Annotated in this window: 21 protein-coding genes and 1 pseudogene; 20 read left to right on the top strand and 2 right to left on the bottom strand. The window is 65.1% G+C overall.

The window, feature by feature from the left end; genetic code table 11:
- The 20 genes and pseudogenes from ACR0R4_RS10405 to ACR0R4_RS10315 all read left to right on the top strand — a co-directional run bounded on the left by ACR0R4_RS10405 (position 1) and on the right by ACR0R4_RS10315 (position 18,018).
- Positions 1 to 1,008, top strand: a complete 1,008-nt coding sequence (locus tag ACR0R4_RS10405) for an MAB_1171c family putative transporter (protein WP_433647327.1) — start codon at positions 1 to 3, stop codon at positions 1,006 to 1,008.
- Positions 1,005 to 2,147: an alpha/beta hydrolase gene (locus ACR0R4_RS10400; protein ID WP_433647325.1), complete on the top strand. Its 1,143-nt coding sequence runs from the start codon at positions 1,005 to 1,007 to the stop codon at positions 2,145 to 2,147. The genes ACR0R4_RS10405 and ACR0R4_RS10400 overlap by 4 nt, the downstream gene beginning before the upstream one ends.
- A 146-nt stretch (positions 2,148 to 2,293) precedes the next feature.
- Positions 2,294 to 2,416, top strand: a pseudogene (locus ACR0R4_RS13085) (restriction endonuclease); the annotation flags it as partial.
- 14 nt (positions 2,417 to 2,430) lie between these two features.
- On the top strand, positions 2,431 to 2,556 hold the full coding sequence (locus tag ACR0R4_RS10395; RefSeq protein WP_433647429.1) for a hypothetical protein: 126 nt from the start codon (positions 2,431 to 2,433) through the stop codon (positions 2,554 to 2,556).
- A gap of 615 nt (positions 2,557 to 3,171) precedes the next feature.
- Complete coding sequence (locus ACR0R4_RS10390; protein WP_433647323.1) at positions 3,172 to 3,597, top strand: hypothetical protein; 426 nt, start codon at positions 3,172 to 3,174, stop codon at positions 3,595 to 3,597.
- Between the two features lie 296 nt (positions 3,598 to 3,893).
- On the top strand, positions 3,894 to 4,811 hold the full coding sequence (locus ACR0R4_RS10385) for a M23 family metallopeptidase (RefSeq protein WP_433647321.1): 918 nt from the start codon (positions 3,894 to 3,896) through the stop codon (positions 4,809 to 4,811).
- A gap of 62 nt (positions 4,812 to 4,873) precedes the next feature.
- Positions 4,874 to 5,782, top strand: a complete 909-nt coding sequence (locus tag ACR0R4_RS10380; RefSeq protein WP_233615402.1) for a cytochrome c oxidase assembly protein — start codon at positions 4,874 to 4,876, stop codon at positions 5,780 to 5,782.
- Positions 5,782 to 6,159 (top strand): hypothetical protein, encoded by a 378-nt coding sequence (locus ACR0R4_RS10375; protein WP_433647320.1) that lies wholly within the window; start codon positions 5,782 to 5,784, stop codon positions 6,157 to 6,159. Before ACR0R4_RS10380 ends, ACR0R4_RS10375 begins: the two co-directional genes overlap by 1 nt.
- Positions 6,160 to 6,227: 68 nt before the next feature.
- A complete protein-coding gene (locus ACR0R4_RS10370; protein ID WP_238560329.1) occupies positions 6,228 to 6,665 on the top strand; it encodes a hypothetical protein in 438 nt (145 codons plus the stop codon).
- Positions 6,666 to 6,852: 187 nt separating this feature from the next.
- Entirely contained in the window at positions 6,853 to 7,368 is a 516-nt protein-coding gene (locus ACR0R4_RS10365) for a TlpA family protein disulfide reductase (RefSeq protein WP_017883919.1), read from the top strand.
- Positions 7,365 to 8,129 (top strand): cytochrome c biogenesis CcdA family protein, encoded by a 765-nt coding sequence (locus ACR0R4_RS10360; protein WP_017883918.1) that lies wholly within the window; start codon positions 7,365 to 7,367, stop codon positions 8,127 to 8,129. The genes ACR0R4_RS10365 and ACR0R4_RS10360 overlap by 4 nt, the downstream gene beginning before the upstream one ends.
- Positions 8,110 to 9,831 (top strand): cytochrome c biogenesis protein ResB, encoded by a 1,722-nt coding sequence (gene resB, locus ACR0R4_RS10355; protein WP_017883917.1) that lies wholly within the window; start codon positions 8,110 to 8,112, stop codon positions 9,829 to 9,831. Before ACR0R4_RS10360 ends, resB begins: the two co-directional genes overlap by 20 nt.
- A complete protein-coding gene (locus ACR0R4_RS10350) occupies positions 9,828 to 10,568 on the top strand; it encodes a DsbA family protein (RefSeq protein ID WP_433647318.1) in 741 nt (246 codons plus the stop codon). The genes resB and ACR0R4_RS10350 overlap by 4 nt, the downstream gene beginning before the upstream one ends.
- Before the next feature lie 2 nt (positions 10,569 to 10,570).
- Complete coding sequence (gene ccsB / locus ACR0R4_RS10345) at positions 10,571 to 11,578, top strand: c-type cytochrome biogenesis protein CcsB (protein ID WP_433647317.1); 1,008 nt, start codon at positions 10,571 to 10,573, stop codon at positions 11,576 to 11,578.
- A gap of 147 nt (positions 11,579 to 11,725) precedes the next feature.
- Positions 11,726 to 13,291: an apolipoprotein N-acyltransferase gene (gene lnt / locus ACR0R4_RS10340; RefSeq protein ID WP_433647421.1), complete on the top strand. Its 1,566-nt coding sequence runs from the start codon at positions 11,726 to 11,728 to the stop codon at positions 13,289 to 13,291.
- A complete protein-coding gene (locus tag ACR0R4_RS10335) occupies positions 13,288 to 13,929 on the top strand; it encodes a signal peptidase II (protein WP_017883913.1) in 642 nt (213 codons plus the stop codon). The genes lnt and ACR0R4_RS10335 overlap by 4 nt, the downstream gene beginning before the upstream one ends.
- Complete coding sequence (locus ACR0R4_RS10330) at positions 13,926 to 14,258, top strand: DUF6804 family protein (RefSeq protein ID WP_017883912.1); 333 nt, start codon at positions 13,926 to 13,928, stop codon at positions 14,256 to 14,258. The genes ACR0R4_RS10335 and ACR0R4_RS10330 overlap by 4 nt, the downstream gene beginning before the upstream one ends.
- Before the next feature lie 49 nt (positions 14,259 to 14,307).
- A complete protein-coding gene (locus ACR0R4_RS10325) occupies positions 14,308 to 15,510 on the top strand; it encodes a M23 family metallopeptidase (RefSeq protein WP_024356171.1) in 1,203 nt (400 codons plus the stop codon).
- 150 nt (positions 15,511 to 15,660) lie between these two features.
- Positions 15,661 to 16,701, top strand: coding sequence for a zinc-binding alcohol dehydrogenase family protein (locus ACR0R4_RS10320; RefSeq protein ID WP_024356170.1), 1,041 nt, complete (start codon positions 15,661 to 15,663; stop codon positions 16,699 to 16,701).
- Between the two features lie 108 nt (positions 16,702 to 16,809).
- Complete coding sequence (locus ACR0R4_RS10315; protein ID WP_433647316.1) at positions 16,810 to 18,018, top strand: SURF1 family cytochrome oxidase biogenesis protein; 1,209 nt, start codon at positions 16,810 to 16,812, stop codon at positions 18,016 to 18,018.
- A 91-nt stretch (positions 18,019 to 18,109) separates the two neighbouring features.
- On the opposite strand, the gene ACR0R4_RS10310 is transcribed toward ACR0R4_RS10315, so the two are convergent.
- The gene (locus ACR0R4_RS10310) at positions 18,110 to 19,387 is read right to left on the bottom strand and encodes an integrase catalytic domain-containing protein (RefSeq protein WP_433647315.1); all 1,278 of its coding nucleotides are present in this window, start codon (positions 19,385 to 19,387) and stop codon (positions 18,110 to 18,112) included.
- 161 nt (positions 19,388 to 19,548) lie between these two features.
- Positions 19,549 to 20,805 carry an integrase catalytic domain-containing protein gene (locus ACR0R4_RS10305; RefSeq protein ID WP_433645266.1) on the bottom strand — a complete coding sequence of 419 codons (1,257 nt, stop codon included), beginning with the start codon at positions 20,803 to 20,805 and terminating at the stop codon, positions 19,549 to 19,551.
- Between the last annotated feature and the right edge of the window lie 99 nt (positions 20,806 to 20,904).

The raw sequence follows: 20,904 nt of genomic DNA, 5'->3' as shown, positions 1-20,904 counted from the left end.
ATGCTTGTCGCAGGCGTCATGTGGACGCTGGTCGCAAGCCTGCTCATTCTGCGGCGAGGGCGTGCCGACCGCAGTATTACTTACGCTGCGGTTGCCATCGCGCTTGCGATGACGCTCAATATCGACGAAATCTACCTCGCGATCGATCCCGCACTGAGTGGAACGAACCTTGTCACCGTTGCGAGCGATGCTTTGCTCATGACGGGTCTCTTCTTTCTGGGCCGGGGCGTGATGAAGGCAGGAGACTACCGGCCCCAACTGGTCAAGATCGCCGTCGGGCTCCCGGCGCTCGTCGTTGCACTTACCTGCGTCGCCGTACTGTTCTTCTTCATCGACCGCGGCGAGACGACCACAGAGTTCATGCGTGATCTTGGCGCTCATCCCGCTGCTGCGATCTACTCGATTACCGTCTTCGCGTACTGCGGCATTGTTGTCGCCGCCATGCTCGTGCTGGCCATGCGGCAGTTGCGACTCGCTTCAGGCGTGCTTCGAGTGCCCGCGATGCTGCTGGCGGTCGGAGCTGGTTGCGGTATTGCACTGTGCACCACCGTGATCATCATGGACGTCGCACACGTCACCGGCGCACTGAGTGTCATGTATGCGGTTGATCCCGCATACGGGCCGCTCATGATCGCGACGTTCCTGTTTCTTTGTGCGGGCTTCATTGCGCAGCCTGCAATGCGCTCGCTCCGGCAGCGCCTGCGTGATGTGCAGACCGACGTGCTCGTCGCCCAGCTCGACCCGATCTGGCGTGATGCAACCAGCCTCAGACCTGGTCTCAGCGGGAGCCACCCCACTCCGGGAATTCTCGAAGAACCCGAAGCACGATTGCATCGCCACATCGTCGAGATACGTGACGCCATGATCGACCCACGAGTGACCTTCGCCATCGACGATGCCGACCGCACATTGCTCGAACGTGCTGAGGCCCACTTGTTGGGAGTGAAGGTGCCGAAGACGAACCGGCGCAAGACCTCTGACGTTGAGGTCAAAGCGGAGTCGTCGTGAGAGTGGGGCATACCCTCGGCGCTGGCGTCGCGCTGCTGGGCGCAGGTGCAGCCGCTCTTGGTTGGGCTATCGCCCGCAAGCTCACCGCGCCCGTCGGCATGCGAACCTTCAACCTCGTTGTTCGCGGCATTGAAGACGACGGTGGTGTGCGCTGGATTGTGCTCGACCGCACGCCAGACACCACTGCACAAGGTGTCTACAATCTTTGGTTCGAACGAGGCGGTTGGGTGCAGCTCGGTAGCGTGATGCAGGGTCGCGGTCCAAACCGAATCGCCCGTGAAGTCACCGGAACTTCCGACGGCCCCACCCTCCAAGTGGGTGATCGTGTCTCGTGGAGCGGCATCTACTTTGCTACTCCAGCGGATGCGGGGCTCGAAGCTCATGACATCATGATCAACACCCCGTCGGGGTGCGCACCCGCATGGCGGGTCGGTGGCAGCTCGTCGACGTGGGCGATTCATATTCACGGTCTTGGCAGCTCCCGCGCAGGCACGCTTCGCGGCGTGCAAGTTGCCACGAATCTGGGGTACACGTCTCTCGTCGTGAGCTACCGTAACGACGGTGACGGCCTGAGCATCGGGGGCGGTCGCTCAACACTCGGGGCCACAGAGATAGAAGATGTCGAAGCAGCGATCAGTTATGCAGTTCGTCGTGGAGCCGAACAGCTCGTGTTGTTTGGTTGGTCGATGGGTGCCGCGATCGCACTACAGCTCGCGCACAGGTCGGGTTATGCGCAGCTAGTCGTAGGTCTCGTGCTCGACTCACCGGTGCTCGATTGGGTCGAGGTGATCAAAGCGAATTGTGTGCGAAGTAATCTGCCCGCGGCAGCAGGACAACTCGCTATTCCATGGTTGACCTGCGACCCGCTGGCTCGCGTAGTCGGGCTGCCGAGCGGGATCCCACTTCGAGAATTTGATTGGGTGCAGCGTGCAAATGATTTCACCGTGCCGACCCTGGTTCTTCATGGCGCCAGCGACGATTCAGTCCTCGCCACCCTCTCCGAAAAGCTTCGTAATCGACGTCCCGATCTTGTACAGCTTGAACTCTTCGACGCAGGTCACACGCTGTCCTGGAACTCGGATCGCGATAAGTGGCGCATTGCCGTTAGCTCCTGGCTTTCGAGACACGTGTCTGCCTGACTATCATCATTCAGGCCCCGTTGGCCGACTAGACCCGGAAAAACCCGACTCAAGCCGTCGTGACTCCGATACCATCGGGATAGTCAGCCTGTGCGGGCCGAGATGGAGGACTGAAGTCACCGAGCCGTCGCTGTCTACCGACGACATTGCCTGGGTTCTTCGTCCCAACCCCAGTCTGTGACTACAATCCAGACTGGATGATCGTCTTCACTGAAGGGCGCGTGAAGCACGTCTACTTCGTCGCTGAAACCAAGGACTCACTTTCGACCCTCCAACTCAAGGCATGGAGGACGCCAAGACTGAGTGCGCGCGGAAGTTCTTTGCGTTTCTCAATGCCAAGAACGGTAATGAAGTCAAATATGGCGTCGTCACCGGCTACACCGAGCTGATGCAGCTGGTGACGTCGTAGGAGGTGCTCGGTGTTTGGAGATCGACCGCGCTTGGATGACTAGGGTCTGCTGCACGTTTAGGTGACGTTGAAAGAGCAGGCCGACACTGATCAGGCGCGCTGCCCCCAAGAAGCGGTTAGGAACACCCGCCGTCAGCGGTCGGCCCGTCCAAAGACGAGGAAGCGTGCGGGCCGGGCGATCGAGCGCGGAGGCAGATGAACGAGGGATGGCGTCTCGGGTGCTGATGCAGTGTAAGGACTGTACCAGCCTGCGCAGTGACTGCTGGGATGGCGGCATCGCGGGTGTGGCCGTGGGGCGGGTCAGCTGACGCCGGATCATGAGGGGGAACATCGTCCTCGCCATCGTCCTCTCCTCTTCCCAATGGCACTCTTCGGCATACTCGCCCTTGCCAGGGTCATACTCGTGCACGAGCTCGCCGAGGTGCTCGTGATCTTCAGCGGCATCCGGGCCGCGCGCAGGCCCGTGGGCGCAAGGCCCAAGGCCATATTACCGACCGCTGCGCCGACGCGGATCGACGAGGGTCGACACTCCCGAGGGGGCGATCGCGAAGTAGCAGCCTCTGGCCCCCCGAGGCTTTCGATGCTAAATTGTTACATAACTAAGGAGGTGATGGAGTGAAGGGTGCACGCTCAGCGGCGCGACGACCGCTGTCGCGGCGTGCGCTCCTGACTCTCATCTGGGTCGGCGCCTTCGTCATCCTCGGCCTGGTCGGGCTGCGGGCACACAGCGCCGAACTCGCCATCGTCCCTGTCGTGGCCGACGCCTCGGCGAGCAGCAGCACCGCCTCGGCAACTCCGGGCGCCACGTTCGTCGAGGAGGGGGAGCATGCCGCTCATGGCAGCGTGCAGAGCTGGCACCTCGATCTGCTCGCGATCTGCATGCTCGGCATGCTCGCCACGCTCATGCTGGTTGTCCACTTTACTCGGCGACCCTGGCTGCATCTACGACTCGGCAGGCTCCGTGAGTGGGTGGTCGTCCTGCCCCGAACCCCCAAGCGCCCGCAGCCACTGCTGCTGCTCCACTCAATCTCTCGAACCTGATCGGTACCGGGAACCCACGCAAACGGGTAGCCCGCGAAGCTCCGCGCGCCTCGACGAGGCGCCGCATTCTCTGAGCGCTTGCCGGGCACCGCGTGAGCGCTGCCACCGGCACGAAGCCGTCCGGCATCGCGCCTTCTCGAACCTCACTCGGGCGCACGAGCGCCCCCGATCAGGATAAACAGTATGAGCTCAACAGATTCACCGATTCAAGCTAAACATTTTCTTTTTGTCTTCAGCAGCTTGCTCGTGAGCATTGGCGTCGCCATTGCCTCGTTCTTCGTCCTCGGAGTCGTCTTTTGATTCGGCTCTGGCACGCCGAGCAGTCGGCGGGGCCGAGGCGGAGCACCTGGATCAAGCCCGCTAAACTCGACGACCGTCCGGCCGACGCCCCGGCTCAGCCCCGCCGATCCAAGCATGCAGCCGCTGCTGCGCCAGCGGCGACGCGTCCTCAGACCTCGACACCGTCCGTCATCGATCCCTCCACCGGAGCCGAGACTGCCCCTGGGGGCGGGGCAGCCGGCGAGGCGGGCACGGCCAGGCGCCGTCCGCGACTGCGTAGCTTCATCGCCGGCAGCTCCGCGCTCGCCAGCGTCGCCGCACTCGTGGCAGGCGCTGTCTTCCCGGCGAACACCGCCGCAATCGCCGACAGCCCCGTGCTCGGGAACCGACAGCAGGCTTTCGTCACCGGAGGCACCATCGACGCCCCGACGCTGCTGGACGAGATCTCGATCTCCCCGGTCGCCATCGCCGCTCCTGAGATCGGACTGAGTGGCGGGGCACTCACTGTCAGCGGACTCACCGACACGAAGCTGCAATACCCCTTCGCTCAGGAGGTGCCCCTCACCGATGGCTTCGGGTACCGCTCCGCACCGGTTTCAGGCTTCCACGACGCGCAGGACATGGCCGCCGGAGGCGGCACCCCGATCCGCATCGTCGGCGACGGCGTGATCACCGAAGCTGGCTGGGCCTCCGACGGCTGCGGCTTCTCGTTGAAAGTCCAACACCAGGTCGCCGGCCAAAACGTCATCAGCCGGTATTGCCACATGCAGGAAAACTCCCACTCCTGGCAGGTCGGGCAAACCGTCAAAGGTGGCGACCAAGCCGGACTCGTGGGCACCACCGGCATGTCATTCGGCAACCACCTGCACCTGGTGGTGCGCGTCGAAGATGAGCCCGTCGACCCGCTGCCGTTCATCGCCGCGAACTCGAAGTAGCCCCCTCCCCGGCGAGCACTCGCCAGCGTCAGTAAGGACAACCCCCGACCGTGTACCCCGCGATGGCCAGCCTCGAGCTCGGCGACCTCTTCCAGTTCGATTTGCGCAGCATGTCGCCGCTCGCCTGGCTCGCCGTCGTCTGCCTCTCCATCTACCTGACCGGGGCGATCTCCCTCTGGGTACGGGGAAAACGATGGGGCGTCGGTTCGACGCTGCTGTTCACCGTCGGCTGCCTCCTCTGGTTCGCGGCCACCGGACTGCGCGCGAACGCCTACGCCGAGGAACTCGTCTCGGTGCTGCTCTTCCAGCAGATCACGCTCATGGTCGTCGCACCCCCGTTCCTGCTCATGGGCTCTCCCGGCCGTCTGCTCCTGCGCGCGACGCCGCGCCGGGGACTCGGGCGGCCGGTGATGCGCGCCGCGCTCAGCGCCTACCGCTCGCGCACCGCCCAGGTGCTCCTGCACCCGGCCACCGTGATCGTCATCGCCGTCGTCGCCTTCCCCACCCTGTACTTCACCGACACCCTGAGCTGGTTCCTCGAGCTCCCGTCCGGGCATCTCATCCTGCTCACCCTGTTCCTCGCCTTCGGCATGATCGGTGGCGCTCCGCTGTGGTCACTCGACCCGTTGCCGCGCGCCCCATCGTTCGTGGTACGCATCGTCGACGTGCTCCTCGAGATCCAGATCCACGCGATCTTCGGGCTCGTGCTGCTGCGCAGCACCGAGCCCATGTTCCGCTGGTACGCCACCGACCCCGAAGCGTGGGGGATCAGCCGCGCTCTCGACCAGGCCATCGCTGGCGGCCTGATCTGGTCATACGGCGAGCTGCCGCTGATCATCGTGCTCATCGTCACCATTTCCAAGTGGCGCACGAGCGATCTGCGGCAAGCGAAACGTCGAGAAGCTCAAGAGGACGCGGAACTCGACGCCTACAACGCCTACCTCGCCGCGAAGTTCGGAAAGGAGCAGTGATGGCGACGATCCTGATCTTCGCGCTCACCGCGATGCTCGGCGTGCTGGCCATCTTCCAGATCGCCCTGGCTGCCGGTGCACCGCTCGGCAAGTACGCGTGGGGCGGGGAACACATCACGCTCCCGCTCAACCTCCGCCTCGGCGCGATCTCCGCTGTGCTCCGCTACGCCTTCATCGCTTTCATCGCCCTCGATCGCAGCGGCACCATCGCTGTGCTGCCCGGGGAGTTCAGCTTCTGGGTGATGTGGCTCATCGTCGCTCACCTCGGGTTCAGTGTGATCCTCAGCCTGCTCTCCAAGAGCAAATACGAGAAGATGACGCTCGCTCCCTACACCTTCGTGATGGGCCTGCTCAGCCTGCTCATCGCTCTTCAATAGGGTGCAGTATGCCGTGCGCGTCAGTCCACTCCCATGATCGCCTTGAACCCGCTCGGTATAATCGGGGTGTGTCCTCAGTTCCCCGCAGTGCCCGCATCACGCGGCGACGATTCACGATGAGAGCCGCGACGCTGCTCCTCGCCGCAATCGTCACCGTCGTGGGCTTGTGGGGCGTCTCCCACGCCGATGATGTCGGCTTCTCCGCGCCGGCGGCCGCCTCGAACACGGTCGCAGCCACCTCCTTCGACGCCGCAGTGGGACACTTCGCCGACACCGTGGGGGAGACCACCGCCAGCGACGACATCCTGATCGGTGTTGTCACCTGCCTGCTCGGGATACTCTGCGGCTTTGCCTTGGCGATCCTGATCGTCTTCGCGCTCCGCTGCAGGCAGATGCGGTTCCAACGCCAGCGCCCCCAGATCGCTCCGATCGCCGCAACTGCAGCGTTCAATCATCGCGGCAGGCATCGCTTCGGCCTGCACGACCTCAGCCTCCTGCGCATTTAAGCGCCCCTCACGCTGCCCCCTGAGGCAGGAACGGGCCGGCACGTCCGCCATGCCCGCGACCACGCGTTGAGGAATGAGGAGAACCAGGAACTTGAGGACGTCCAAACCGACGTACCTGCTGCTGACCGCACTCGTAGCGACCGCCGCAATCAGCATTGGGCTGATCGGCTGCACAGCCGCCGCGCCGATGTCGGAACAGTACCAGCAGGGCAGTGAACGAAGCGGCACTTCTGATGGCCGCATCGTCGAGATTCCGGTCGACGAGCGTGGCGCCGCCGTGAGCTTCAGCGGCACCACCGAATACGGCGACCCGGTTTCCAGCGACGACTACGCCGGAGAGGTGTACGTCGTGAACTTCTGGTACGCCGCCTGCGGCCCCTGCATCATCGAGGCCCCCATGCTCGAGGAGGTCTGGCTGAACTACCAGGATGAGGGCGTCGGGTTCCTCGGTGTGAACATCTACGACCAGCCCGCAACCGCCGTCGCCTTCGCCGAAGAGAACGGCATCACCTACCCGAGCATCATCGATGTGAACGACGGCCGCGTCAAGCAGGCCTTCGCCGGCGTCACCCCGATCCAGGCCACGCCCACCACGCTCGTGCTCGACCGCGAGGGGCGCGTCGCGGCCCGCATCATCGGGCAACTCGAGTCCGCCTCCATCCTCGACACGCTCGTCGCCGACGCACTCGCGGAGACGCCATGAACCCGAGCGATCTCGTTTTCGACGGCGCACTCTGGGCGGGTGTGCTCATCGCCGCACTCGCCGGCTTCGTCTCCTTCGCCTCCCCCTGCGTGCTTCCGCTCGTACCCGGTTACTTCGGCTACCTTGGCTCCGCCGTCGCCCCCGTCGAGCCGAGCTTTGCACCTGCCCGCGGCACCACCGCACAGCGCCGCCGCCTGCTCCTGGGTGTTCTCCTGTTCATCGCCGGATTCTCCATCGTGTTCGTCACTGTCACCGTGCTCGGAGGTGTCTTCGGCCAGGTCTTCCTCGCCTATGCCGACATCGCCACCCGTATCCTCGGCGTCGTCGTGATCGTCATGGGGCTCGCCTTCGTCGGGGTCTTCCGCAAGATGCAGCGCACTGTCCGACCCCGCTTCCGCTCACGCCTGGGCCTCGCCGGGGCGCCACTGCTCGGTCTCGCCCTCGGTATCGGCTGGACACCGTGCATCGGGCCCACCCTCGCCGCGATCATCTCCGTGTCGTGGAACCTCGGCGACCCCGTCCGTGCGGGGCTGCTCGGCGTCGCCTACTCGCTCGGCCTCGGTATCCCGTTCCTGCTGCTCGCCCTCGGGCTCGGCTGGGCCACCCGCTCGATGTCGTTCCTGCGGCGTCACATCCGCGCCATCAACATCGCCGGCGGAGTTGTCCTCGTCGTGCTCGGCCTGCTCATGGTAAGCGGGCTCTGGACGCGCCTCATGTCCTCCCTGCAGGGGGTGATGGCGAATGTCCAGCTCCCGCTCTGAGAACGATACCCTCCCCGCACGCCCAAGCGATCACGTCGACTCCACCGAACGCGGCAGCGGCGACGTCGGCCTCGGGTGGCAGGGCTGGCTCCGATGGGGGTGGCGGCAGCTCACGAGCATGCGCACCGCGCTCATCCTGCTCCTGCTCATGGCGATCGCCGCGATCCCCGGCTCGCTCTTCCCACAGCGCCAAGCCGACCCCAACGGCGTCGTGAAGTACTTCGACGACAACCCCGAGCTCGCCCCCACCATCGACAAACTGCAGCTGTTCGACGTCTACAGCTCGGCCTGGTTCTCGGCCATCTACCTGCTGCTGTTCGTCTCCCTCATCGGCTGCATCATCCCGCGGATCAAGCATCATGCGAAAGCGCTCCGCGCGCCGGCGCCGAAGACCCCGGCCCGGCTGCAGCGCATGGTCGGCTATTCCTCCAACGATCTGCAACTCGTCGATGATCGCACCTCCGAAGCCGACGTCGCCCAGGCCATCGCGATCGCCGAGAGCGAGCTGCGACGCCGCGGATACCGCACCGCCCGCTACGACAGCGCGACTTCCTGGTCGGTATCCGCCGAACGCGGTTACCTGCGCGAAACCGGCAACCTCGTCTTCCACTCGGCACTCGTCGGGATCCTCGTGACCGTGCTGCTGAGCACCGGCCTCAACTACACCGGCGATCGCGTCATCGTCCAAGGCACCACCTTCGTGAACAGCGAGAGCGCCTACTCCTCGTTCTCGCCAGGACGGTACTTCGACCGAAGCTCACTCACCCCCTACGCACTGAGCCTCGACAGCTTCGACGTCGAGTACGTCGACCCTGGGAAGCCCGGTGCGGGGCAGGCAGGCAACTTCGCTGCCCACCTCTCCATCCGAGAGGCCGGGGACGACGACACCCGTGCCGAGACCGTGCGGGTGAACGCACCGATCGAGGTGAACGGCGACCGCATCTACCTCCTCGGTAACGGCTACGCGCCGATGATCACGATCCGCAACGCCGCCGGAGACGTCGTCTACCAGGAACCCCAGCCCTTCCTCCCGCAGGATTCCGCGATGACCTCGCTCGGCGTGATCAAAGTCCCCGACGGTCTGCCTGAGCAGGTCGGGCTCATCGGCTTCCTGTACCCGACGCAGAGCACCTTGGACACCGGCGCCTACTACTCGGTGTTCCCCGACCTCTACAACCCGATGATGACGTTCAACGTGTTCACAGGAGACCTCGGCATTGACGACGGCACTCCGCGCTCGGTGTACCAGCTCGACACCCAATCGATGACCCAGATCACCGGCGGCGACACCGGTATCGACTCGATCGAGCTCACCCCCGGCGACACCGCCGACCTCCCGAACGGGATGGGAACTATCACCTTCGAGGATCTCACCGTCACCGAGGGCGCCGAAGAGTCGATCAAGCGCTTCGTCTCGCTGCAGATCCAGCGCGACACCGGCGCCACCTGGGTGCTTGTCTTCTCCATCCTCGCCACGGTCGGCCTCATCACCGGCCTCCTCGTGCCGCGCCGTCGGCTCTGGGTGAAAGCCACCCTCACCCGACCAGTCGTCGGCGGCCGCAAGGTCAAGATCGAGTACGCCGGCCTCGCCCGCGGTGAGGATCCAGGCCTCGAGCGCGCCGTCGAACAGTTCCGCACCAGCCACCTCTCGGCCATCGCCGAGCAACTACCGTCACCGCTTTTCAAGAAGGGAACCCCATGAACCGGCCCCCGCACACCGTGCAGAAACCGAACAAGAAGCTGAGCACCTCGCAGAAGGCGGCACTCATCGCCATTCCCGCCGTGCTGCTCATCGCGCTCATCCTGATCCTCATCTCGGTGCTCAACCGGCCCGAAGTCCAGGCGCCCGGCGAGGCGTCGAACAGCGGCGGAACGGGCGGCGGAACCCCCACGCAGAGCGAAGTGCCGCTCGTGCAGGAGAACTCGCACGTCCTCGACGACGCCGGCGAGGGTGCACCCGTGCTCGTCGAGTTCCTCGACTTCGAATGCGAGGCCTGCGGCGCCGTCTACCCGGTGATCGAGGAGATCCGCAAACAGTACGACGGGCAGATCACCTATGTCGCCCGCTACTTCATCACCAACCACACGAACTCCATGAACGCCGCCATCGCTGTCGAGGCCGCGTCGCAGCAGGGCAAGTTCGAGGAGATGTACCAGAAGCTCTTCGAGTCGCAGTCCGAATGGGCGGAGCAGCAAGACTCGCAGGCCGACAAGATCCGCGGCTACGCCGAGGAGCTCGGACTCGACATGGACGCCTTCGATGCGGCCGTCGCCGACCCTGCAACCCAAGCGAGGGTCGAAGAAGACCACAACGCCGGCATGTCGCTCGGCGTGCGCGGCACCCCGACGTTCTTCCTGAACGGTGAGCTGCTGCAACCCCAGACCGTCACCGACATCACCGACGCCCTCGACGCGGCGATCGCGGAGAGCAAGGAGTAGCCATGGATCTGCAACTGCAGGCCGCGCTCGACGAGTTCTCCGTGCTCGCCGTCTGGTCAGCGATCACGATCTACGTCCTCGCGTTCCTCGCCTTCGCCTACGACCTCTCGCAGCGCGCCTCGGCCGCACCCATCAAACAGCGGGAGGCCGCGCTCGTCGGCGCGGCCGGAGGCCCCGCAGCCTCCCCGCAGAACGGGGGAGGGGAGGGGAGCCTCCGCGTGCCCGGTGCCGAACGGTCACGACGCTACTTCGCGCGCCTCGGCATCGCGTTCACCGCCCTCGGCTTCGCGCTCCATCTCGCCGCCACAGTCACGCGCGGGATCGCGGCCGAACGGGTGCCGTGGGCGAATATGTACGAGTTCGCCCTCATCGGCACCCTGCTGATCGTCGCCGTCTACCTCGCCGCCCTGCGCTGGTACGACCTCCGGTTCCTCGGCGTCTTCATCGTCGGCATGGTGGTGTTCTTCCTCGGTGGATCGACGATCTCCTTCTACGTCGAAGTGACCCCGCTGATGGATCCGCTCAAGAGCATCTGGCTCATCATCCACGTCTTCGTCGCCTCGCTCGCCACCGCGCTGCTCGCGATCGCGGCGGGCCTATCGACGATGCAGCTGCTACAGGCACGCCGCGAGCGCATCAAGGCCACCGGGGGCGAAGAGGTCGCCCCGGATCGCGGCTACCTGCGCACGCTCCCGAGGGCCGAAGTGCTCGAAACGCTCGCCTACCGCTTCGCGATCCTCGGCTTCATCTTCTGGACATTCACCCTCATCGCCGGAGCGATATGGGCCAACGATTCTTGGGGACGCTACTGGGGCTTCGACGTCAAGGAGGTATGGACGTTCGTGATCTGGGTGATCTACGCCGGATACATCCATGCCCGCGCAACCCGAGGATGGCGGGGCACGAGATCCGCGTGGCTATCGCTCGTTGGCTTCGCCGCGGTGATCTTCAACTTCACGATCGTGAACCTGTTCTTCAAAGGCCTCCACGCATACTCGGGCATCAGCTAACCCGCCCTCGGCCATTCCTTGACCGACACGGACATCAGAAAGGAAGCCGCAGTGACGATCACCGCGAAATCAACGCAACGCGACGACCCCGAAGCATACCGCACCGCACCGCGCCGTGGCGCGGGTGACCTGCGCGGCAGCGGCCTGATGCACGGCCTAACGTGGGTCGCGGCGATCCCGGTCGCCGCCCTCTCGGGCCTACTACTCGACGTCGCATTCCCGAGTGCGGGCTGGTGGCCGTTCGCCTTCCTGAGCATCGCCGGTGGGCTCTGGACGCTTGTGGGCCGCAGCATCGGGGGCGCGTTCCTCGTGGGTCTCGCCTACGGCGCCGCATTCTACTTCACACATCTCATGTGGGTGGTGCAGTTCCTCGGCCCGATCCCATGGGTCGCGCTCGCCGGGCTCGAATCGCTGCTCGTCGCGCTCGGTGCGATCCCGATCGCGCTCGCCTACCGTTGGGGCGCTGCCCTCCGACATCGCACTGCCCGCATGCTGCTGCTCCCCGCGCTTGTCGCGGCGCTCTGGTCCGCACGAGAACTCTTCCTCGGAACCTGGCCTTACAGCGGGTTCCCCTGGGGCAGAATCGGGATGTCTCAGGCGAGCGGCCCTTTCGCCGAAGCCGCCTCTTGGGTCGGCGTCACCGGCCTCACCCTCCTCGTCGTCTGGGTCTGCGCCACCGTTGTCGACTGGGCTGCCCGGCGCGCACCACGAAGACTCGCCGGACTGCTGCCCGCAGCGGTGATCCTTGCCCTGTTGCTAGCGCCGGCGTTCCCCACAACCGAAGCGGGCAGCCTCCGCGTGGGCTGGGTGCAGGGCGACGGGCCCGCCGGCTACTTCGACACGCGCAGCTCCGGCGATGTGCTCGCCGCCCAAGGACAAGCGAGCGACGCACTCCTCGGCGAACCGATGGATCTGCTCGTGTGGCCCGAGGGCGGCGTCGATTCCGATCCGCTGAACACCCCGGCCACCGCTCGCACTCTCGACGAGCTCGTCGCAAGCGCCGAGGCCCCGCTCCTCATGAATGCGGCCACCGCGCGAGGCGAGGACACCTACAACACGTCGATGCTCTGGGAGGTCGGCAGCGCCGAGCAGATGCATGACAAGGTGAACCCGGTGCCCTTCGGCGAATATGTGCCCGACCGGTGGTTCTACGAACGCATCGTCCCCGACCTGGTCGGCCTCATCCAACGCGAATACACGCCGGGTACGAACCCGCCGCTCGTCTCCGTCGACGGCATCCAAGTCGGGCTCGCGATCTGCTTCGATGTCATCTACGACTCGGTGATCTGGGACGGGGCGCGGGGCGGTGCGCAGTTCTACGCCTTCCAGACCAACAACGCCGACTTCCGGGGCACTGACGAGAACCTGCAGCAGCTCGAGTTCGCGCGTATGCGCGCCATCGAGACCGGACGTGCCGTCGTGAACGTATCGACCGTGGGCACCAGCCAGATCATCGCCCCCGACGGCACCATCATCGACGGCGCACCCGCCGATTCTCCGGCGGCCGCCGTCACCGCCGTACCACTGCGCACCGGGCTCACCCCGGCCGTGCTCGTCGGCCCGACCCTCACCCTCATCATCCCCATCGCCGCGCTCGGCGGGCTCCTCGCACTGGGCCTGCTCGAGCGACGGAGCCGCACGACCTCCCTCCCGCCCGCGCCTGCCTCCGCAAAGGGCGGCGCAGCAGCCGAACTCCCGCCGAAAGCATCATGACCTACGAACTCCCGCACGACCCGCCCGCCGATGAGCGCACCGGCCCGTCGGCGCAGCCCCGAAGCCGCCGTCCCTCCCGCCGACTGCTGTTCGTCTACAGCTGCGCCATCGCCGCCCTCACGATCGCTGTCGACGTGATCAGCAAACAACTCGCCTTGCACTTCCTCGACACGGAGAACCGCATCCCCGTGCTCGGCGACCTCTTCGGGCTGCAGCTCGCCTTCAACACCGGGGCCGCGTTCTCGATCGGTGCCCAGCTCACCCCCTTCATCACGCTGCTCGGCATCGTCGCCTCCGTGCTCCTTATCCGGGCCGCCCTCCGCACGAAGTACCGCATCTACGCCGCCTCGATCGGGCTGATCCTTGGCGGTGCCCTCGGCAACCTCGCCGATCGCATCTTCGCCCCGCCAGGATTCGGCAGCGGTGCGGTCACCGATTTCCTCGCCTACGGTCACCTGTTCATCGGCAACCTCGCCGACGTCGCGATCGGGGCCGGCGTCGTGCTCTATGCCCTCGGTGCTTGGCGCCTCCACGCAGCCTCCCGCGCTCGAGATACCGACGATTCGGTCGAGAGCGCCGAGGCCGAACTGCCGACCAGTAGTCCCGTAACCACCCGAGCAGAAACGACGGACTCATGAGTCAGAAACAGCAGCCCCCGTCCTACCAGCGCAACGCGCTGCTCCCGGGATTCATCGCACTCGCCCTACTCATCGTCGCGGTCGCCTTCATCGGCACCGACTGGTTCACCGTCTTCCGCTTCATCATCGCTATCCTCGCGCTCATCGTCGCCTGGTTCGCGGTGCAAGCCCGCCACTGGTGGTGGGTGCCAGTCTTCGTCGCGATCGCCGTGCTCTGGAACCCCGTCTATCCGTTCAACTTCAGCGGCATCTTCTGGATCCTCGCCCAGCCCATCGCCGGCAGCGTCTTCCTGATCGCCGGAGCACTCATCAAACGGCCTCGCGACTAGAGACCCAGGATCCGACCGTTCACACTCCGCAGACAGGAGGAGCAGACAGATGAATATCACCTCAAGCGTTCGGAGACGCCGGCTCGTCGGCGCTCTCGCGGCCGCCCTGGTCGGCCTCGCCCTCTTCCTCTCGGGAGGGGCGACGCCCGCCCACGGGGTCGAGCTGCCCACCTGGGACGACGTGCAGGCCGCGAAGCGGAACGAGGCGGCCGCCGCCGCGAAAGTCACGGAGATCGAAGGACTGCTCGAGCAGAGCCTGGCGGAGCTCGAGCTGCTCCGGGTCGCGACCGAACAAGCGAACGCGAGCTGGCAGGACGCCGAGACCGCAGCAGCCGACGCCGCGCTCCGCGCTGAGACGCTCCAAGCGAAGGCCGACAAGAGCCGTGAGGAAGCCAACGTCGCCGCAGACCAAGCGGGGGTCGTCGTCGGCCAGATGTATCGCTCCGGCGGTATCGACCGCAGTGCCGACATGTTCTTCGAGGCCGACGCAGCGACCACCGACGCCCTGCTGAACCGCCTCGCGATGATGGAGCAAGCCACCCGGCGCAACACCACCATCGCCGCGAGTGCTGAGCTCGCCCGCAACACGGCTTCCTCGCTGGGCGAGCAAGCCGACGCCGCGAGCACGGAGCGCGATCAGTTGCGAGCCGATGCCGAACAGCTGGCCCAGACCGCCGCTGAGAACCTCGACGCACAGCGCACTACGTTCCTCGCGCAAGAAGCGCAGCAGCGTGAGCTCGAGGCGCAGCTCGCCGCTCTGAAAGACGCGACCACCGACACGGTCGCCGGTTACGAGGAACGCCTCCGCGCCGAAGAGGAGGAGCGCAGAAAGCAACAGAGCGGCGGAGGTGGCGGCGGTGGGGGTGGCGGCGGTACCCCCGGCGGTGCCGGCTGGTACCAGCCGGTGCCGATCTCCTGGATCTCCACCTACTTCCGGCAACCACCGAGTCACACCGGGCTCGATCTCCCAGCCGGCTGCGGCACCCCCATCGTCGCGCCCTCCTCCGGCACCGTCGCCGTCGCCGGTTGGGTCGACAACTTCGGCGGATACATGACCTACCTCAACCAGGACAACGGCTATCAGACCCGTTTCGCGCATCAGATCGGCACACCGCCGGTGGTCTCCGGCCAATGGGTGCCCGCCGGAGCTGTCATCGGCTACGTCGGCAACACCGGGATGAGCTTCGGCTGCCATGTCCACTACGAAGTGCTCTCCGGCGGCAACTTCATCGATCCGACCCCGTTCATCTAGCACGATGTCACCTCTAGACACCGCATCCGCTCAAGACCCGCCTCTGGCACGCCGACGCCCCATGCCGTGCCGCGCGCAGAGGCCGCAACCGGTGACGCCGCACTCGTGCCGGAGCCCACGACTCATCTACATGCAGGAAAGGGGACAAACATGAAGGCCGTTGGATATACCCACCCAGGCCCCCTCGACGAAGACGGGGCTCTCCGCGACGTCGAGCTGCCGATACCCGAAGCCGAGGAACACGATCTGCTGGTGCAGGTGCACGCTGTCTCCGTGAACCCGGTGGACTGTGCGATTCGCGCCACCGAGCAACCCCGCGCCGGGCAGCCTCGCGTTCTCGGCTACGACGCCGTTGGCACAATCGTCGGACTCGGCGCGTCCGTCGAGGACGAACCGCTGCTTGAACACTTCGCCGTTGGCGACCGCGTCTTCTACGCGGGAGCGATCGACCGGCCGGGCAGCAACGCCGAATACCAGATCGTCGATGCCCACCTCGCTGCTCACGCTCCGGCCTCGCTGAGCGACACGCACGCGGCGGCGCTGCCGCTGACAGCGCTCACCGCGTGGGAGCTGCTCTTTGACCGGCTCGAGGTGACGCGGCCCGTCCCGGGAGCCGCATCCGCAGTCGTCATCATCGGCGGGGGCGGGGGAGTCGGGTCGATGGCCATTCAGCTGCTGCGCGCCCTCACCAACGTCACCGTGATCGCCACCGCCAGCCGCCCAGTCACGAAGGCGTGGTGTGCGAACCTTGGCGCCCACCACGTCCTCGACCACCGCCGGCCGCTCACCCCACAGGTGGCCGAGCTCGGCCTCGGGGCGCCCGGCTTCGTGCTCTCCACCGCGGGATCCGAGGAGAGACAGGGCGACATCCTCGAACTGCTCGCCCCGCAGGGGCGCTTCGGGTACACCGATCACCCCGAGCTCGACGTGCAGCCGTTCCAGTCGAAGTGCATCTCACTGCACCCCGAAGACGTGTTCATGCGCTCTCGCTTGCAGACCCTCGACCTGGCCGAGCAGGGCGAGATCCTCCGACAGGTCGGCGAGCTCGTCGACGCCGGGAAGCTCCGCAGCACGCTGACCAGCACGCTCGGCGAGATCGACGCCGCGACCGTCGCCGAAGCCCATCGCCTCATCGAGAGCGGCACGGCGGTCGGGAAGATCACACTCGAAGGCTTCAGCTCCCTGCCGTAGCAGCGAGGCCGCCCAGCTGCGGGCGGCTCAGGAAAGGATGACCGGCATGATGCTTGCCGCCCTCACACTCCGTGTCGACTCCGGCATGCTGCGCACCCCTTGAGCGGCATGACGACACACACCGCCACCTCCGGGCAGGGCCCAGTCCACGGAGGACATGAGCGACCCCAGGAGCCGCCCCAATCGCAACCGGGCTGGTCGTTCCTGCGATCGCGCCGCTGGCTCGGGTACTACGTCCTCCTCGTCATCTTCTGCATCGTCTGCGTCTGGCTCGCTGACTGGCAGTTCGACCGGCGAGCCGATGCCCGAGCGGAGATCGCGCGCATTGAGCAGAACTACGACGCCGCAGCTATCCCGCTCGATGACGCTGTGCCCGACCCTGCTGGCTTCGACGAAGACGCACTGAAATGGCAGACCGCCACCGTGCGCGGCGAGTACCTCGGCAACCCCTTCCTCGCCCGCAACCGACCCGGCCCCGAAGGGGTCGGCTCACATCTCCTCCAAGCTCTGCGCACCGATCAGGGGTTGATGTTCATCGTCGACCGCGGCTGGGTGCCGGTCAATGGCAACGAGGCGAATGCGGGCGACGCCTGGCTCGACAGCATTCCTGCAGCCCCAACCGGGCCGGTCGAGGTCGACGTGCGACTTCGGGCGAGTGAACCGCAGATCGCCGGGCGCCTCGCTCAGGGCAGCACGGTCGCCAGTATCAACTTGCCCGAGATCGCCCGGATCGGCGGTTTCGATGAGGCCTACACCGGGGCGTACGGCATGCTCATCGGGGAAACCCCCAAGGCCGAAACCGGGGTGCTCCCCGAGCCACCGGAGCGCGATGAAGGCCCGCACCTCTCTTACGCGCTGCAATGGTATGTGTTCATCCTCATCGCCGCCTTCGGCGTCGTCTACGCCGCCCGGCAGGAGCATCGCGGTCTGAATGCGGGCAGCGAAGCCGTGCTGCGGCAGCAGCGACGAGCCGCAGCGCGCAAGGCCCGGCGCGGCACGACCGACGCCGAAGAGGAAGACGCCTTCCTCGAGCAGCAGCGGTCGCCACCGGCCGCATGCGCCGGAGCGTCTTCCCGACCCGGGCCATCGAAAGGAGCAGGCGTGGAGATCGCCCTCTGGATCACGCAGCTGCTCATCATGTCCGCCCTGATCGCCGTCATCGGTGTCGCCGGCGCACCCCCGCGCGACAGCCGCGAGGATCCGACCGTTCGCGAGGAGCTCGACGACTTCGTCTACCGCTCGCGTCGGCTCGGCTCACGGCTCAAGCGCCGATGGCAGCAGCGCGGCAGGCGGAAGAAACGCCCTCCGCGTCGCTGATCTGTCGTCTTGCCGGGTCCGTGGTGCCTCATGTCAAGATGATCGCGTAACCCGGGTCGTGCCTCACATAGATTGATCGCGTAGCCCCGGGTCATGCGGAGTGAATCTTCACGCCGCCAGCCTGCCGCTTCCGCCGGCTCTTCTGCGCGTCTGCCACCTCGGCCGTAAGGACCTCGGTCTTCCATCGCGCTTTGGTGATGAGCATGTCCTGATACCTCACAATGTCACGCGTCAACTCGACCGGGTTGAGCTTCGCATACTGCGCCCGCAACATCCGCTCCTGGGTGTGAGAAAGCACCCCCGCTTCGAGCAACCGCTGGAACGGAGTCTTCGGGGCGTCATACACGCGTCGCCTGCGCCCCTGACCGTCCACACTCCACCCGACAGGCTTCTTCGTGGGCGTGAAGAAGTTCATCTTCCACCCCACCACCTGCCACAGTTTCGCGAGCACATCTCGTTCCTCGGCGGTGTCATACCGGTAGTAGAAGCCATACTTCCGGACAATGTGATTGTTCTTGGACTCGACAACGGCTTGATCGTTTTTCTTGTAGGGCCGGGACCTGGTGAAGAAAATCTTCCGCTCACCGGCCCACGTGATGACTTGGTCGTTGATGAACTCGGACCCGTTGTCGCAATCCAATCCCGCGATATCAAACGGCAGCGCAGCCTCGAGTCGTTCGAGCGCGGCAATCATGTGTACGCGGGCGTTATTGCGCAGCACTTCCAGGTGCGTCCAACCCGTATACACGCAGGTTGCGGTCAACGTTCTCGCGAACTCACCCTGCAATGTCGGCGCGCAATGCGCGACCGTGTCACACTCCAGAAACCCAGGCTCTGTTTCGGCTTCGTCACCGGCTTTCCTGATCTGGATCGAGGTACGCAACAGTGCGCCCGACCGGGTGGCCGAGATACCTTTGAGTTCGAGGGCCCGACGGTGTTCACGTAAGTACCGGTCAATGGTCGCGGCAGACATGTGCAGCAGCTCGGCTCGCACCTCAGACGTGTAGTCGTGCTCGCCATACACGAGTTCGTGATGGGCTTCGAGCCGGGGAATCCATTCGGGGAGCATCTGCTGCATGTACTTCCCGCACGGGTACATCATGACCCGCCACAGCCACACCAGCACGCGCCTGGAAGCGGCCGAGTATTTGGTCGGTCGGTGGTGTCTGCGGTCGATCCGGGTGACGTTCTTCGCCCCGAGGTTCGGGTCGGTGAGGTAGCGTCTGGCCGTGACGCGTGACACCCCGGTAGTTGCGCAGAACTGGTCCAGAATTTCGGACTTCTCGGACTTCGCCGCGGTCTTGTACGCCTGTTTCAACTGTTTGGTGATTTCGATTCGTGTCGCCACTGACACCACACCCTTGTTCATACTCGTTCAGCGTAGAAGTACGCGATCAAAGTATGTGAGGCACGACTTGGGCTACGCGATCAATATACGCAAGGTACGCCGGGGTCCGAGGAACCTCATATAAATATGCCCGCGAAACACCACCGGTGACTCACATAAGAATGCCCGCGTAATTCTCGAGCTTAGCTTGCCTGTTTCCTGCTCGCGCGGGCCGGCTTGACCCCGGCTGCCGCGTTTGGTGCTTTCGCGAGTTCGATCGCTTCGAGCGTGCGAGTCTTCTCGGCCGCGAGGTAGGTGAGGCGCTGCTGGATTCGGTCGATCTCGCGAGCGATGTGGGCCGGGTTCAAGCTGTCACGGTACCCGGTCAACTCGGCGGTCTTCTCGGCGCTGAGCACACCGGAACGCTGGAGCCGGTCGAATGGTGTCGCGAGCTCATCGTAGACACGTTTACGGCGCCCCCTTTGATCGGTCGCCCAACCGATGGGTTTCTTCGTGGGGGTGAGGAAATTATGGCGATCGTTCACCAGCGGCCATAACTCGTTCAATAGCTTCAGCAGAGGCGCGGTGTCGTACCTCCAGTAGAACGCGTACCGGCGCACGATCTGATTGTTTTTCGACTCGATCGTGGCCTGATCATTCTTCTTGTACGGCCGGGACCTCGTGAAGTAGATGTCAAGTTCTGCAGCCCAACCGATGACGTCGTAGTTGATGAACTCGGACCCGTTATCAAAATCCACCCCGGTCACCTCGAACGGCACTTCGCTGATGAATCGGTCGAGGGCGTCACGAATGTGCAGGTGTGCGTTGTTCCGGATCGAGCGCGTGTACGTCCAACCGGTGTGCATGTCGGTGAGATCAACACTGCGACAGAACTCACCCTTCAAGACGGGCCCGCAGTGTGCGACGGTGTCGCCCTCGAAGAACCCGGGTACGGCCTCGATCTCGTCACCGGCTTTCCTGATCGTGATCGAGTTCCGCAGCAGCGGGCCTGGCGTGGTGGTGGCGATCCCGCGGAGTGGGTCCCTCGCGCGGGCTGGGGCGAGGTAGCGGTCGATCGTGGCCGGTGACATTGCCAGCAACTCGTCCGCGACGTGGTGACTGTACCTGCCCCGGCCTGGGACCAGTTCGCCGTGCGCTTCCAGCAGCATGAGTTGGAGTTCCATTGACGCGGCCAAGTATTTCCCGCTGATCCCGCCCGCGAACGCCCACACTTTCTGCAGCACTTTCAACGCGTCATGTGAGTACTTCAGCGGGCGCGGCTTACGTTGCCGGGCCCCTACCCGACGCGGTTTCAGCGCAGCTTGTAACTGTCTGCGCGCGTTGTCTCTGGACCAGCCCGTGATCGCGCATACCTCGTCAAGGAGACGGCTCTTCTCCTTCTTGGCCGCTGCGGCATACTGCTTCGCGAACTTTCGTGTGATCTCGTGTCTGGCACGCATTGATAGCCCACTTCCCATGAAACTGATGATTCCGTTTCGCGGGCATTTTTACGTGATGCACCGGAAGTGTTTCGCGGGCATATTAGGTGAGGCACGTCG

The organism is Leucobacter fengyongliangi (assembly GCF_050971685.1).
Classification (GTDB): domain Bacteria; phylum Actinomycetota; class Actinomycetes; order Actinomycetales; family Microbacteriaceae; genus Leucobacter.
Note: the sequence above shows the minus strand (reverse complement) of the source record. Positions and strands in the feature narration are given on the sequence as shown.

Bases quoted from the DNA above. Each gene is read 5' to 3' on its own strand.
- ACR0R4_RS10405 (WP_433647327.1), top strand. From the start codon at position 1: ATGCTTGTCGCAGGCGTCATGTGGACGCTGGTCGCAAGCCTGCTCATT.
- ACR0R4_RS10395 (WP_433647429.1), top strand. From the start codon at position 2,431: ATGGAGGACGCCAAGACTGAGTGCGCGCGGAAGTTCTTTGCGTTTCTC.
- ACR0R4_RS10380 (WP_233615402.1), top strand. From the start codon at position 4,874: ATGGCCAGCCTCGAGCTCGGCGACCTCTTCCAGTTCGATTTGCGCAGC.
- ACR0R4_RS10375 (WP_433647320.1), top strand. From the start codon at position 5,782: ATGGCGACGATCCTGATCTTCGCGCTCACCGCGATGCTCGGCGTGCTG.
- ACR0R4_RS10365 (WP_017883919.1), top strand. From the start codon at position 6,853: ATGTCGGAACAGTACCAGCAGGGCAGTGAACGAAGCGGCACTTCTGAT.
- ACR0R4_RS10360 (WP_017883918.1), top strand. From the start codon at position 7,365: ATGAACCCGAGCGATCTCGTTTTCGACGGCGCACTCTGGGCGGGTGTG.
- resB (WP_017883917.1), top strand. From the start codon at position 8,110: ATGTCCAGCTCCCGCTCTGAGAACGATACCCTCCCCGCACGCCCAAGC.
- ACR0R4_RS10350 (WP_433647318.1), top strand. From the start codon at position 9,828: ATGAACCGGCCCCCGCACACCGTGCAGAAACCGAACAAGAAGCTGAGC.
- ccsB (WP_433647317.1), top strand. From the start codon at position 10,571: ATGGATCTGCAACTGCAGGCCGCGCTCGACGAGTTCTCCGTGCTCGCC.
- lnt (WP_433647421.1), top strand. From the start codon at position 11,726: ATGCACGGCCTAACGTGGGTCGCGGCGATCCCGGTCGCCGCCCTCTCG.
- ACR0R4_RS10335 (WP_017883913.1), top strand. From the start codon at position 13,288: ATGACCTACGAACTCCCGCACGACCCGCCCGCCGATGAGCGCACCGGC.
- ACR0R4_RS10330 (WP_017883912.1), top strand. From the start codon at position 13,926: ATGAGTCAGAAACAGCAGCCCCCGTCCTACCAGCGCAACGCGCTGCTC.
- ACR0R4_RS10325 (WP_024356171.1), top strand. From the start codon at position 14,308: ATGAATATCACCTCAAGCGTTCGGAGACGCCGGCTCGTCGGCGCTCTC.
- ACR0R4_RS10320 (WP_024356170.1), top strand. From the start codon at position 15,661: ATGAAGGCCGTTGGATATACCCACCCAGGCCCCCTCGACGAAGACGGG.
- ACR0R4_RS10315 (WP_433647316.1), top strand. From the start codon at position 16,810: ATGACGACACACACCGCCACCTCCGGGCAGGGCCCAGTCCACGGAGGA.
- ACR0R4_RS10310 (WP_433647315.1), bottom strand. From the start codon at position 19,387: ATGAACAAGGGTGTGGTGTCAGTGGCGACACGAATCGAAATCACCAAA.
- ACR0R4_RS10305 (WP_433645266.1), bottom strand. From the start codon at position 20,805: ATGCGTGCCAGACACGAGATCACACGAAAGTTCGCGAAGCAGTATGCC.